This window comes from Pseudochrobactrum sp. XF203 (assembly GCF_020341615.1).
GTDB classification, from domain to species: Bacteria; Pseudomonadota; Alphaproteobacteria; order Rhizobiales; family Rhizobiaceae; genus Pseudochrobactrum; species Pseudochrobactrum saccharolyticum.
On sequence record NZ_CP084392.1, the window covers coordinates 1,982,305 to 1,995,251 of the forward strand.

The following is a 12,947-nucleotide window of genomic DNA, read 5'->3' on the forward strand; positions in this document are numbered from 1 at the left end:
TCTTATCTCAGTGCTTCCCATTTTTCAGGGATATGCTGTCACTTGAGAGCAAGCCGTATTTCTCAAGCCTTGCCCATACTTGTACAATCAGGTCAGGCATATCTTCGGCGATTAAACCGACCGGCGCTTCCTCAGCAAAACAATTTGCAGTTTCCGCATGTATCCACACAGCCGCACAGGCAGCTTCAAAGGCTGGCATACCCTGCGCACATAGCCCCGCAATAATACCGGTCAGTACATCACCGGAACCGGCAGTTGCCAGTAATGCATTACCGTTGCTGTTAATTGCAGCACGACCATCCGGTGCGGCAACTACCGTATCCGCACCTTTATAAATCACTACACTATGGCTGAGCTGAGCAGCCTGTCGCGCTTTCTCAACTTTACTCTGACTATCCGTAACCAACCCACCGAATAACCGCTGGAACTCTCCCTCATGGGGTGTCAGCACCAGCGAACAGCCTGATCGTTCTGCGGCAGCAAACAGTATTTGCGGCTGATCTTTAAATGCCGTGATCCCATCAGCATCCAGAACCAGTGTTTTCAAACCGGTTTCATCTGCACTATCCGCCATTAATGCACAGACCAAATCCCGCGCTCTTAGCAGATCACCAAAGGCAGGCCCCAGAACCGCAGTTTTGACTTTTCTTGTTCTGATAAAATTCAGAACATCAACAGTTTCACCTAACGGATACAGCATCGTGCCCGTCAGATGTGCGGCATGAACAGGCAATGCATCCGGAGGCGCAATCATTGTCACCAGCCCCGCCCCCGTGCGCGCAGCTGCAGAAGCACTCAGACGTGCAGCACCGGTGGACATCATCCCGCCGGAAAACACCCCGACATGGCCACGTGTGAATTTATGGGCATTGATCTGTGCAACAGGCAGAACATCACGCCAGAGCTCCGGCAGATTTTCATAAAGCCTGACCGGTATTGTTTCGAACACCGTATCTTCAATGCCAATATTACAAACACTGACATCGCCGCATAACTCACGTCCCGGCTGCAATAAATGTCCGGGCTTCTTACGAAAAAACGTAACCGTGTGCTGCGCCTGCACAGCAGCGCCTTTAATCTGCCCGTCCAGTCCAGATACACCGCTTGGCAGATCAATCGCACAGACAGATATACCGGACATGTTCAGCCTTGTGATACAAGTTGTCAGCTCTCCGCTTACATCACGCACCAGCCCCGCACCGAGCAAAGCGTCCACAACCAGCGAATAATCTTCAGGTATAAAATGATGAAGCGGCAGAACCTGCCCGCCCAAAGACACATAGTCAGCATAGGCAAGAGCCGCATCACTGTTCGTTTTGGGTTGTTCCGTATAAAAGCAAGCCACAGATATGCCCACAGTCCGCAGCAGCTTTGCAACGACATAGCCATCGCCGCCATTATTGCCGGAACCACAAAGCACAGCGACAGAACAGGCATCAGGCCAAAATCTGACAATCTCCTCAAGCACCGCCTGTCCGGCGCGCTGCATCAGATGATAGCCTGCAATACCACCCGCAATGGTAATCCGGTCAGCCTGCCCCATCTCTTCCGGCGTCAATAATTCCATATCAGGCTCCTGTAAGAACGCTTACTGCTTCACACATGCCTATTAAAAACGCACAATGCCTAAATTTTAGGCAATCATAATCCGGCAATCATATTTATCACTGCCATTTTTTCATGCAAAGGCAACGCAGATGCGGCCTTGCCTGAAATTTCTGCACATTCTTTGCCTCAGCTGAAATTCACCTTTCGGCATCATTTAAAAATAAACCAAACATTTCAACAAGCTGCAGCAAAAGTTGCCAATTAAAATTCTGCCTGCCCATAAAAAACTATAAAATTTTACCCGTCAGATTATAAATTCACAGATTTTGGCACGATTTATGCTTATGATATTTCAAGGCCATGTAAGGCTCAGAAATAAACGGAGGCAGCATTCTGATGAAAAAAATCGAAGCTATCATTAAGCCTTTCAAACTTGATGAAGTCAAAGAAGCACTTCAGGACGTCGGCCTGCAAGGTATCACCGTTCTGGAAGCTAAGGGTTTCGGCCGTCAAAAAGGCCACACTGAACTGTATCGCGGCGCGGAATATGTTGTCGATTTTCTGCCAAAGGTAAAAATCGAAGTCGTGCTTGCCGATGATGCAGTGGACGCAGCGGTAGAAGCCATCCGCAAAGCCGCACAAACCGGCCGTATCGGCGATGGTAAAATCTTTATCTCCAGCGTTGAAGAAGTGATCCGCATCCGTACCGGCGAAACCGGCCCTGATGCTATCTGATATGTAAGTCACCGGTTTTGCCGGACAAATTTTCTCAGTTTAACGTCGTTCAATAGGAAAATGCATATGACGACCGCCCATGACATTCTGAAACTGATCTCTGACAACGACGTAAAATTCGTTGACCTGCGTTTTACTGACCCTAAAGGCAAGCTGCACCATGTGACTATGGATGTGGGCATGGTTGATGAAGACATGTTCACCGACGGTGTTATGTTCGACGCCTCCTCCATCGGCGGCTGGAAAGCCATCAATGAATCCGACATGGTTCTGATGCCTGATCCGGCTTCCGCACACATGGATCCGTTCTTTGCAGCGTCCACTCTGGTTCTGCTTTGCGATATTCTCGATCCTGTTACCGGCGAAAATTACAACCGCGATCCGCGCGGCACTGCCAAGAAAGCAGAAGCCTATGTGAAATCGCTTGGCATCGGCGACACTGTTTTCATCGGCCCGGAAGCTGAATTCTTCATCTTCGATGATGTAAAATACAAAAACGACCCTTACAACACCGGTTTCAAGCTGGATTCCAGCGAACTGCCATCAAATGATGACACCGACTACGAAACCGGCAATATGGGTCACCGTCCGCGCGTTAAAGGCGGCTATTTCCCTGTTCCGCCAATCGACAGCTGTCAGGATATGCGCTCGGAAATGCTCACAGTTCTGTCCGAAATGGGCGTAACCGTTGAAAAGCATCACCATGAAGTTGCAGCCGCTCAGCACGAACTCGGCGTGAAATTCGACACGCTCGTCGCTAATGCCGACAAGATGCAGCTCTTCAAATATGTCGTTCACCAGACTGCAAATGCCTATGGCAAGACCGCAACCTTCATGCCGAAGCCAATCTTCGGTGACAATGGTTCGGGCATGCATGTTCACGTATCGATCTGGAAAGACGGCAAGCCGACTTTCGCCGGTAATGAATATGCCGGTCTGTCAGAAAGCTGCCTGTTCTTCATCGGCGGCGTGATCAAACATGCCAAAGCACTGAATGCCTTCACCAACCCTTCGACCAACTCTTATAAGCGTCTGGTTCCGGGTTATGAAGCGCCTGTTCTGCTGGCCTATTCCGCCCGCAACCGTTCAGCTTCCTGCCGTATTCCATTTGGCAATTCGCCAAAATCAAAGCGTCTGGAAGTCCGCTTCCCTGATCCGACAGCAAACCCTTACTATTGCTTTGCTGCCATTCTGATGGCTGGTCTTGACGGTATCAAAAACAAGATTCATCCGGGTCAGGCAGTGGATAAAGATCTCTATGATCTGCCAGCTAAAGAACTGAAAAAAATTCCTACCGTTTGCGGCTCGCTTCGTGAAGCGCTCCAGAGCCTCGACAAAGACCGTGCCTTTCTCAAAGCTGGCGATGTGTTCAGCGACGATCAGATCGACAGCTTCATTGAGCTGAAAATGCAGGAAGTCATGCGCTTTGAAATGGCTCCGCATCCGGTTGAATTCGATATGTATTACTCCTGCTGATACATCCTCCCGAAACAAGAAACCCCGCCAATGGCGGGGTTTTTTATTTGCCTGACAATCAATGAATCTAATTGGCAGGCGATCCATGTAAGATGCTGATTATTTTATATTTATCGATATGAAAAGCCGCGGCGGACAAACCGGCGCGGCTTAAATTCATAGCAATTTCAGCATTGATTAGAGTGCACGCACCAGCGCATCAGCTGCACGGATTTCCCGCTCCCGCCATGCACGGCGTGCCTGCGCCTCTTCATCCTCACCCCATTGTTCAATCGTCCAGTCTTCATCGACATGGGCGACCTTCCATGCCGTATCCACATTGATGGCACCCTTAAACAATGCCAGACCGGTGATTGCCGAGCCGCAAAGTGTGGTCATCACATGCAGAGCAGCCAGCGCAACAGGATCAGAAACCATACGCAGATGCGCGCCGAAAGCAGCCAGTGCTTCACGCGGCTGCGCCACATGCATCAGGCCTTCTGTAACCTCGAAATTCGCACCGAGTGTCGCGGCCCAATCAAGCAGCGGATCCCAATGTTCACGCTGGCGGTCAACCAGCTCTTTCGGGCTGTCTGCGCGATAGCACAGCAGATCAGTACCGGCGAAGCGCAGAATTTCTTCCAGCACCGCCTGCGTTTCCGCAGCAACACCATCAATCGCCGTATTGACCAGACGGGTTGCCGGCATATCTGCCGGATTAATATGTGTATCCTGACGGGCAAATTCTTCTGCCACGATCTGCGCAGCAGCTTCCGTTGGCAGAACCAGCTTGTTTCGCAGCGGCGTATTGACCAGCTTGCCATCCAGCAATATGGCAAAACCACCGGCTTCATAGGCACCGACAGTCACGTCCTTATAGAAACGCTTCGGCAATGGCGTCAGCATCTGCTTTTGTGCGCGGATAACCGGATCAGGATCAGACAGCATCGCCTCATGATCGAGCCGTGCCTGTTCGATATCTTCAAGAATATTGCGCATTTTATTTCCTAAATATTTCGGTTCAAAATCTCACCACGCCATCAGCGGGCAAGCTGACCCAACAAATCCGACGGATGATGCAATATAGTTGCGGCACCCGCTTCACTTAATCTGTCCGGTTTATGATAGCCCCAATTTACACCGATTGCTGTAGCACCGGCACTGCCTGCCATCATCATATCGTAAGTCGTATCACCGATTACAAAGGTCTGCGACACATCGCAACCCGTCTCATGGCAACATTCCAGCACCATTGCCGGATGCGGCTTGGACGGACAATCATCTGCGCAGCGGGATACAAGAAAATTCCGGTCGAAACCATGGCGTTCCATCACCGAGATCACGCCACGGCGGGATTTTCCTGTCACCATGCCCAACAGAATATCATCCTGCTGCGCCAGAGCATCAATCAATTCGGTAATACCGTCATAAAGCGGCTCGTCAAAATCATGCTCCAGCCGGATTTTACGAAATTGCTGCTTATATTGCTCGGTCAGATGCTCAACCTCAGCGCCCATAGGAATACCGGAAATCTGCGAAATCGCCAGATTGAGCGTCAAGCCGATAATTTCCTGTGTCTCGCTTAGTTCCGGAACGCGCAGACCTGCACTCGCAAAAGTCTCGGCCATACAACGATGAATAACGCCGCCGCTATTCACCAGCGTTCCGTCACAATCAAACAGCACCAGTTTCATAGTGAGGCTTTTTCCTGCATAGTTTTTGCCAAATCCGTATCAAATTGCTGCGCTGCTTTGCGCACCGCGATACGCTGCGCATAATTGGCAATAAATAATCCGCCTGCGATCAGGCCCAGCGCTGCAAATAGCTTCCAGCTCATAGGCTCACCCAGCACCAGTCCGCTCAGCATCACCCCGAAGGCAGGGATCAGCAATGCGAAATTCGACAGGGCCGAAGCAGGATAACGACGGATCATCCAGAACCACAGCGGATAGGTAAAGGCGACAATAAAGGCCGACTGAAACACAAAAGCCGCATAGGTCAGCATAGTCGGATCACGAACCGCATCCCCCAGCATCGGCGCAAAAGGCAAAGGTACAATCGCCGCAATAAGCAACTGATAGAGCAAAGTTTTTTCCGGTGCAGCGTCGCTCAGCGGTGTCTTCTTGATAACCAGTGTCGTCGCCGCCCAGAACACGCTGGAAATCAGACAGAGAATATCGCCGTAAATGGCATTCTCGCCGGGCATCGACAATTCATCCGAGAGAACCAGCACCACACCGCCGAATGCAACAATCATTCCGACGACGGTGAGTACCCGCATCCGCTCGCCCAGCAGAAAATGCGCACCAATTGCCACCCAGAACGGCATAGTATTCATCATCAGCGTGGAGCGTCCGGCACTGGTGAAATCCAGCCCCGCAAAAATCAGAACAAATTCCAGACCGAACAGCAGCCCGATCACCAGACCGGGAATAAGCGTTTTATCTTTTTCAAACAGGGCAATACCGCGAAAACGGCACCAGAGGAAAACGAGAAAGCCGCCAACGAAAGAGCGCGCAGCGGCCATATACATCGGGTTGAAGCCCTGATTGCCGATTTTAATGGCAACCTGATTCATCCCCCAGCTGACGCAGATAAACAGCATCAGCGCCACGCCCATTGTATCTATCGTCGCGCGGCGTTCATAACCTGTCACCAGCCGTCCTGTTGCCGACGCCGCGCTCCCTGCTGCCCTGCCCATTTCATCCCCGCTTCAAACACATTCCGGCCTGTTATGCGGCGGAACATACAATCAACTATCAGTCCTGTTCCGCATCCGCATCGAAACCAAGCAGGTTCCACGACTGCACCATATGCGGCGGCAAAGGCGCAGAAACATCAATCATACCGCCACCCGGATTAGGAATGCGGATACGGCGCGCATGAAGATGCAGGCGGTTCTGCACACCGCCCGGGAAATCCCAGTTGATATCAGCTTCAAAATATTTCGGATCGCCGATAATCGGATGACCAAGATATTGCGCATGTACGCGCAACTGGTGGGTACGGCCGGTATAAGGCTCCATTTCCAGCCAGGACAGGTTCTGACCGGCTGTTTCCAGCACGCGGTAGAACGATACAGCGTGATCGGAATCCGGCTCACCATGCTGGCAAACGCGCATACGGTCACCATCCGGCGTGCTGTCTTTTACCAGCCATGTGGAGATTTTGTTCTCGCGCTTGCGCGGTACACCCTTCACCAGAGCCCAATAAGTTTTCTTGGTGTCGCGCTCACGGAAAGCCTTGGTCAGCGCCTGTGCGGCACCACGGGTTTTCGCCACGACCAGAACGCCTGATGTATCGCGGTCAAGACGGTGCACCAGACGCGGCTTTTCGCCTTTTTTATTGCGCCATGCTTCCAGCATCGAATCGACGCTACGCACCACACCAGAACCGCCCTGCACGGCCAGACCGGATGGTTTATTAAACACATAAACCTTCTCATTCTCAAAAATCAGCATTTTTTTGAGAACATCGCCATCACCCTGATTGCGGATGGTCTTGCCGGTCAGCGGAGTGTTGTCTTCTTTTTCATCGAGACCCAGCGGCGGAACACGCACGGACTGCCCTGCCTGCAAACGGCTGTCCGCTTTCACCCGCCCGCCATCCACGCGGATCTGGCCGGAGCGCAGCAGCTTTTGCAAATGCCCGAAGCCCAAGCCCGGAAAATGCACTTTGAACCAGCGATCAAGGCGCATGCCTGTTTCGTCTGCATCTACAGTTTTAAGTTCTACGCCAGCCATATTCTGTTTATTCCGCTAAAATTCGGGGCACAATCACGGCGACAAATGCAATGTCTTCCGTGCAGCCAATATACTCTGAAATATGCTCCTAGAGCATTTCGCAGCCAAATGGAAACATTAGATGACACAGGAACTGTTCAGAACATGTTTTCTGCACGGACTCATGCTTAAAGGCGACCTGCCCCCGTCTGTAACCGTAAAGCGCAAAAACACTTAAGAATAAGCTCTCTGGCACCGGATTCTCACCGAATATTTAAATCCATTAAACTTTCTGAACATTCTATAAAACCATGCATTTTCAGCATGTTACATAAAACTATCACAGCAGGTTACAATCCGTTGTAATTTATGGTCGGTTTCGCACTTAAATTGCCACTTATGAACACCAATTTCCATTGCAGTTTCAGGCAATCAGGATCATGTTCCCGCTGCCGCTAAACATTTGTTTTTCTGACCGCAATCTGACTGGCGGATATAATTCGGTCAGACATTATACCGGAGTGGCCCGTGTCTATTGTGCGCGTTTACTGGAGATCCCTGCAATATCTCTCAGCCGAGAGAACAGCGACAGCGCTTATCGTGCTGGCGAATATTGCGCTTGGCGTGATCACCATTTTTGAACCTGTGCTGTTCGGTCGGGTCATTGATGCGATTTCGCAAAAGACCGTGATTATCCCGACCCTCGCTCTGTGGGCAGGTCTCGGTGTGTTCAACATTATCGCCGTGGTACTGGTTGCACGCGGCGCTGACCGGCTGGCGCATAAGCGCCGTCTCGGCGTCCTGACCAAATCTTACGAAGGCATCATCACCATGCCGCTGGCATGGCATCAGCAGCGCGGCACCTCCAATGCATTGCACACGCTGATCCGTGCAACCGACACGCTGTTCACGCTGTGGCTGGAATTCATGCGCAACCACCTCACCACCATTGTGGCGCTGGCTGTGCTGATCCCGACCGCGCTGAGCATGGATGCGCGCCTGACACTGGTGCTGATGGTACTCGGTGCGATTTATGTGATGATCGGCCAGCTGGTTATTCAGAAAACCAAAGATGGACAGGCTGCGGTTGAGCGCCACCATCACAAAGTGTTTGAACATATCAGCGATACAATCAGCAATATTTCCGTGTTGCAGAGCTATAACCGCATCAATGCGGAAGCCTCTGCCCTACGTGATTATGCGGCAACTCTGGAAAAAACTCAGCGTCCAGTGCTGAACTGGTGGGCACTGGCCAGCGGTCTGAACCGTATGGCTTCCACCATTTCTATGGTGATCGTGCTGCTGATCGGTGCCTATCTGGTTTCCAAAGGCCAGCTGCGCGTCGGTGAAGTGATTACCTTTATCGGTTTTGCCCAGCTGATGATCGGCCGTCTCGACCAGATCAGCAACTTCATCAACCAGACCGCCTCTTCACGCGCGAAACTCGAAGAATTCTTCGCCATGGAAGATGCAGTGGCTGTGCATGAAGAGCCACAAGCTGCCAATGATCTGAAAAATGTGCAGGGTGAAGTCGTCTTCGACAAAGTGACCTATGAATTCCGCAATTCCGGTCAGGGCGTCTATGACATTTCTTTTACCGCCAAAGCCGGTCAGACCGTGGCGATTGTCGGCCCGACAGGTGCGGGTAAAACCACGCTGATTAATTTGCTGCAGCGTGTTTATGATCCTGTGGCCGGTCATATCAGCATTGACGGCACAGATACCCGCAATGTCAGCCGTTCATCGCTGCGCAAAGCCATGGCAACGGTGTTTCAGGATGCCGGTATGTTCAACCGCTCGATTGAGGATAATATCCGTATCGGTGCGGAAGGTGCGACCAATGAAGAAGTGCATGCCGCTGCCAAAGCTGCCGCTGCTCATGAGTTCATTCTCGCAAAAAGCGAAGGCTATGACACGGTTGCCGGTGAGCGCGGGTCGCAGCTTTCCGGTGGTGAACGTCAGCGTCTGGCGATTGCCCGTGCTATCCTCAAAGATGCACCAATTCTGGTGCTTGATGAGGCTACTTCTGCGCTCGACGTGGAAACCGAAGGCATGGTCAAACAGGCTATTGATGATCTGAGCTCTGACCGCACAACCTTCATCATCGCGCACCGTCTTTCGACTGTCCGCAATGCCGATCTGGTGCTGTTCCTTGATAAAGGTCACATCATCGAAAGCGGCAGCTTCAATGAGCTGGCAGCCAAAGGCGGTCGTTTCGCCTCTCTGCTGCGTGCAGGCGGCCTGATGGCCGAAGAAGCAGACCTGACAAATGACATTGATGAAAACAGCAATGTCACGCGCTTCCCTTCAAAAGCTTCGGCATAAAGCACTTCAGAATCTAAATACAAGGAAACCCGGCTTGAGCATTTTACAGCTAAATATTTATTTAGCGTCGTACAAATGCGGCTCAAAAAAGGGTTAGAGCGGTGTGCATGATTCAACTCATGTACAAACCGCTCTAACCACCGGGTTTTATTGTATTATACGATATTATTTTTGATTACGTTCAATCCGCAACTTCGCCCAATAATCGAGGCGTTTGCGGATTTCCCGCTCAAAGCCACGCTCCGGCGGATTATAATATTGCTGACGCCCCATTTTTTCAGGGAAATAATCCTGACCTGAAAAGGCATCCGGCTCATCATGATCGTAGCGGTAGCCTTCATTATAGCCCTCATCCCGCATCAGCTTGGTTGGTGCGTTGAGAATGTGCTTCGGCGGCAGCAGAGAGCCGTTTTCTTTGGCAGCGCGTCTGGCGGCTTTATAGGCCATATAAACACCGTTGGATTTTGGTGCGGTTGCCAGATAGACACAGGCCTGTGCCAGTGCCAACTCCCCTTCCGGCGAGCCCAGATAATCATAGGCATCCTTGGCAGCATTACAGATGACAAGCGCCTGCGGGTCGGCAAGACCGATATCCTCCACCGCCATACGTACCAGACGACGTCCGAGATAAAGCGGGTCTTCACCCGCATCAAACATCCGGCTGAGATAATAGAGTGCCGCATCGGGATCAGAACCGCGTACAGACTTATGCAGAGCCGAGATCAGATTATAATGCCCGTCCTGCCCTTTGTCATAGACCGGCGCACGACGCTGCACGATATCCTGCAATTGCTCGGCGGTAAACACTTCATCAGGCCGCGCCGCACGCCAAACCTCTTCAGCGAGCGTTAGCGCTGCACGGCCATCACCATCCGCCATACGCACCAGACTGGCACGGGCATCAGCATCCAGCGGCAAAGGCTTCTGCTCCACCTCTTCGGCTTTGGCGAGTAATGTGATGATACTTGTCTCATCATGCGGCTTGAAGGTCAAAACCCGCGCACGCGACAACAGAGCGGCGTTGAGCTCAAATGACGGGTTTTCGGTCGTCGCGCCGATCAGCACAACCGTGCCGTCTTCCATAACCGGCAGAAAACTATCCTGTTGCGCACGGTTGAAGCGATGTATCTCGTCGACAAACAGCAATGTCTGGCGGCCGGACATACGCCGTGCCCGTGCCGTTTCAAAAACTTTTTTGAGATCAGCCACGCCGGAGAAAATTGCCGAGATCTGCTCAAAGGCCAGATCTGTATGACCGGCCAGCAATCGCGCTATGGTGGTCTTGCCGGTTCCGGGAGGGCCCCAGAAGATCATTGAACCGAGGCTGCCGGAAGCAATCATACGCGAGAGAATGCCCTGCTCACCGGTCAGATGCTCCTGTCCTGTGACTTCACTCAAGTCTCGCGGACGCATACGGTCGGCCAGCGGACGGTTACGATCGGCTAAAGGATCAACAGCAGATGAAAATAAATCACTCATAGCAACAGGCCGGATTGCTTTCGCAAACCGGCCTCCCCGTTTCAATCATGCACAAGCGATTTCAGAAAATGAGGTTTCCCCTCAACCGCTTGTGATAAAAATCAGCGAACAAACTGACGGTAAATTACACCATCGCGCTCAATATCCAAACGCCATAATGCACTGCGTCCGGCAGAAAGCACAGCCAGCAGATCGTCGACATTGGCAATGGCTGTACCATTCACGCCGCGCACAATGTCACCAGCCTTCAAATTCATCGCCTGTGCAGGCGTGTTGTTTTTTACACCGCTGATAACCACACCGCGTGTTGTCGGTGCGAGGCCGGATTTGCGTGCCAGTTCCGGTGTAATATTTTGCACCTGCGCACCAGCCAGCGGATTGCGGCCTGTGACTTCCCGTGCAGGCGCTTCTTTTGGCGGCTGGGCAAGCGTAACAGCAACCTCACGGGATTTACCGTCATTCAGCACAGTCATCTGCACTGTCTTGCCAATACCGGCAGTGGATACGCGATAGGCCAGCGCATCCGGATTATCGACCTTCACACCGTCAATTGCTGTAATCACATCACCGACTTTAATACCGGCTTCTGCCGCAGGGCTTTTCTCAACCAGATCAGTAATCAGTGCACCGGAAGGCTGTCTCAGGCCAAGACCGGCAGCAATATCCGGTGTAATCGCCTGAAAAGTTGCACCGACATAAGGGCGCTCGAATGTGTCACTGCCGCTCTCCGCAGATTTTACCACAGCTGAAACCATATTCGACGGAATAGCAAAACCAATACCGACAGAACCACCGCTACGCGAATAAATCGCCGTGTTGATACCAATCAGATTACCGTTCATATCAATAAGCGCGCCGCCGGAATTACCCGGATTAATCGCTGCATCGGTCTGAATGAAGAAGTCGAAATCCGAGACACCAACCTGTGTACGTGACTGCGCAGAAACAATACCGCTGGTCACGGTCTGTCCGACACCAAACGGATTACCGATTGCCAGCACCAGATCACCGACCTCAACCTTGTCGGAATCAGCAAGCTTAACCGTTGGCAATTCTTCCTTGGCATCAATTTTCAGAATCGCCAGATCGGTCGTCACATCATTGAGAAGCAGCTTTGATGAGAATTCACGGCCATCAGCCAGCGCGACTTTAATATCATCCGCACCATCAATAACGTGATTATTGGTCACGATCAGACCGGAACTGTCTACGATAACACCGGAACCCAGCGACTGCTCCAAACGTGGCTTATTCGGACGCATCTGACCGCCGAAGAACTGTTCAAAAAACGGATCACCGGCAAATGGCGAACGCTGCTGCACTTTGCGTCCGGCATAGACATTCACCACCGCACCAGAAGTCGATTTTACCAAAGGCGCGTAGGAAAGCTGAATATCGCTATGGGACTGCGGCACCTGTTTCTCGGCAATTGCAGGTGTACTCACGGCAGGCGCAAACACAGAAATTGTTCCCGCTGCAATAACGCCGGTGAGTAAAACAGCCAGACCGGCCTTGTAAATTTTACCTAAGCGCCCCGATTTATTGACCGGATCATTCTGCAGATGTGAAGCCATACTTGTATCCCACTTTTCGGAAACCGACTGATTAGGATGAATATAGGCTTCAAAACCAGACGGAAAAGAGGCCGGACAACAAACATAAAATTAAATTATTGTAATAAAA

At 51.6% G+C, this 12,947-nt stretch carries 9 protein-coding genes and 1 pseudogene; 3 read left to right on the plus strand and 7 right to left on the minus strand.

Annotated features, from left to right (window positions below; all coding sequences use genetic code 11):
• Window positions 1–7: 7 nt before the first annotated feature.
• Window positions 8–1,567, minus strand: a complete 1,560-nt coding sequence (locus LDL70_RS08995; protein ID WP_225684891.1) for an NAD(P)H-hydrate dehydratase — start codon at window positions 1,565–1,567, stop codon at window positions 8–10.
• A 377-nt stretch (window positions 1,568–1,944) separates the two neighbouring features.
• On the opposite strand from LDL70_RS08995, the gene LDL70_RS09000 reads away from it, so the two are divergent.
• Both LDL70_RS09000 and glnA read left to right on the plus strand, forming a co-directional pair.
• On the plus strand, window positions 1,945–2,283 hold the full coding sequence (locus tag LDL70_RS09000; protein ID WP_028233793.1) for a P-II family nitrogen regulator: 339 nt from the start codon (window positions 1,945–1,947) through the stop codon (window positions 2,281–2,283).
• Window positions 2,284–2,349: 66 nt separating this feature from the next.
• Window positions 2,350–3,759, plus strand: coding sequence for a type I glutamate--ammonia ligase (gene glnA / locus LDL70_RS09005; protein WP_225684892.1), 1,410 nt, complete (start codon window positions 2,350–2,352; stop codon window positions 3,757–3,759).
• 177 nt (window positions 3,760–3,936) lie between these two features.
• On the opposite strand, the gene LDL70_RS09010 is transcribed toward glnA, so the two are convergent.
• The 4 genes and pseudogenes from LDL70_RS09010 to LDL70_RS09025 all read right to left on the minus strand — a co-directional run bounded on the left by LDL70_RS09010 (window position 3,937) and on the right by LDL70_RS09025 (window position 7,481).
• Window positions 3,937–4,737, minus strand: coding sequence for an ATP12 family chaperone protein (locus LDL70_RS09010; RefSeq protein WP_225684893.1), 801 nt, complete (start codon window positions 4,735–4,737; stop codon window positions 3,937–3,939).
• Window positions 4,738–4,778: 41 nt separating this feature from the next.
• The gene (locus tag LDL70_RS09015; RefSeq protein WP_225684894.1) at window positions 4,779–5,432 is read right to left on the minus strand and encodes an HAD-IA family hydrolase; all 654 of its coding nucleotides are present in this window, start codon (window positions 5,430–5,432) and stop codon (window positions 4,779–4,781) included.
• A gap of 65 nt (window positions 5,433–5,497) precedes the next feature.
• A pseudogene (locus LDL70_RS09020) lies at window positions 5,498–6,358 on the minus strand (DMT family transporter); the annotation flags it as partial.
• Between the two features lie 139 nt (window positions 6,359–6,497).
• Complete coding sequence (locus LDL70_RS09025) at window positions 6,498–7,481, minus strand: RluA family pseudouridine synthase (RefSeq protein WP_022710968.1); 984 nt, start codon at window positions 7,479–7,481, stop codon at window positions 6,498–6,500.
• Between the two features lie 507 nt (window positions 7,482–7,988).
• Here LDL70_RS09025 and LDL70_RS09030 point away from each other — a divergent pair.
• The gene (locus LDL70_RS09030; protein ID WP_022710967.1) at window positions 7,989–9,785 is read left to right on the plus strand and encodes a glucan ABC transporter ATP-binding protein/ permease; all 1,797 of its coding nucleotides are present in this window, start codon (window positions 7,989–7,991) and stop codon (window positions 9,783–9,785) included.
• 165 nt (window positions 9,786–9,950) lie between these two features.
• Here LDL70_RS09030 and LDL70_RS09035 read toward each other — a convergent pair whose 3' ends face one another.
• Entirely contained in the window at window positions 9,951–11,264 is a 1,314-nt protein-coding gene (locus tag LDL70_RS09035) for a replication-associated recombination protein A (protein ID WP_225684895.1), read from the minus strand.
• Window positions 11,265–11,365: 101 nt separating this feature from the next.
• Window positions 11,366–12,838 carry a DegQ family serine endoprotease gene (locus LDL70_RS09040; RefSeq protein WP_225684896.1) on the minus strand — a complete coding sequence of 491 codons (1,473 nt, stop codon included), beginning with the start codon at window positions 12,836–12,838 and terminating at the stop codon, window positions 11,366–11,368.
• Window positions 12,839–12,947: the final 109 nt, after the last annotated feature.

Coding starts and splice junctions, on each gene's coding strand:
- LDL70_RS09010 (WP_225684893.1), bottom strand. CDS start 4,737: ATGCGCAATATTCTTGAAGATATCGAACAGGCACGGCTCGATCATGAG.
- LDL70_RS08995 (WP_225684891.1), bottom strand. CDS start 1,567: ATGGAATTATTGACGCCGGAAGAGATGGGGCAGGCTGACCGGATTACC.
- glnA (WP_225684892.1), top strand. CDS start 2,350: ATGACGACCGCCCATGACATTCTGAAACTGATCTCTGACAACGACGTA.
- LDL70_RS09015 (WP_225684894.1), bottom strand. CDS start 5,432: ATGAAACTGGTGCTGTTTGATTGTGACGGAACGCTGGTGAATAGCGGC.
- LDL70_RS09000 (WP_028233793.1), top strand. CDS start 1,945: ATGAAAAAAATCGAAGCTATCATTAAGCCTTTCAAACTTGATGAAGTC.
- LDL70_RS09025 (WP_022710968.1), bottom strand. CDS start 7,481: ATGGCTGGCGTAGAACTTAAAACTGTAGATGCAGACGAAACAGGCATG.
- LDL70_RS09035 (WP_225684895.1), bottom strand. CDS start 11,264: ATGAGTGATTTATTTTCATCTGCTGTTGATCCTTTAGCCGATCGTAAC.
- LDL70_RS09040 (WP_225684896.1), bottom strand. CDS start 12,838: ATGGCTTCACATCTGCAGAATGATCCGGTCAATAAATCGGGGCGCTTA.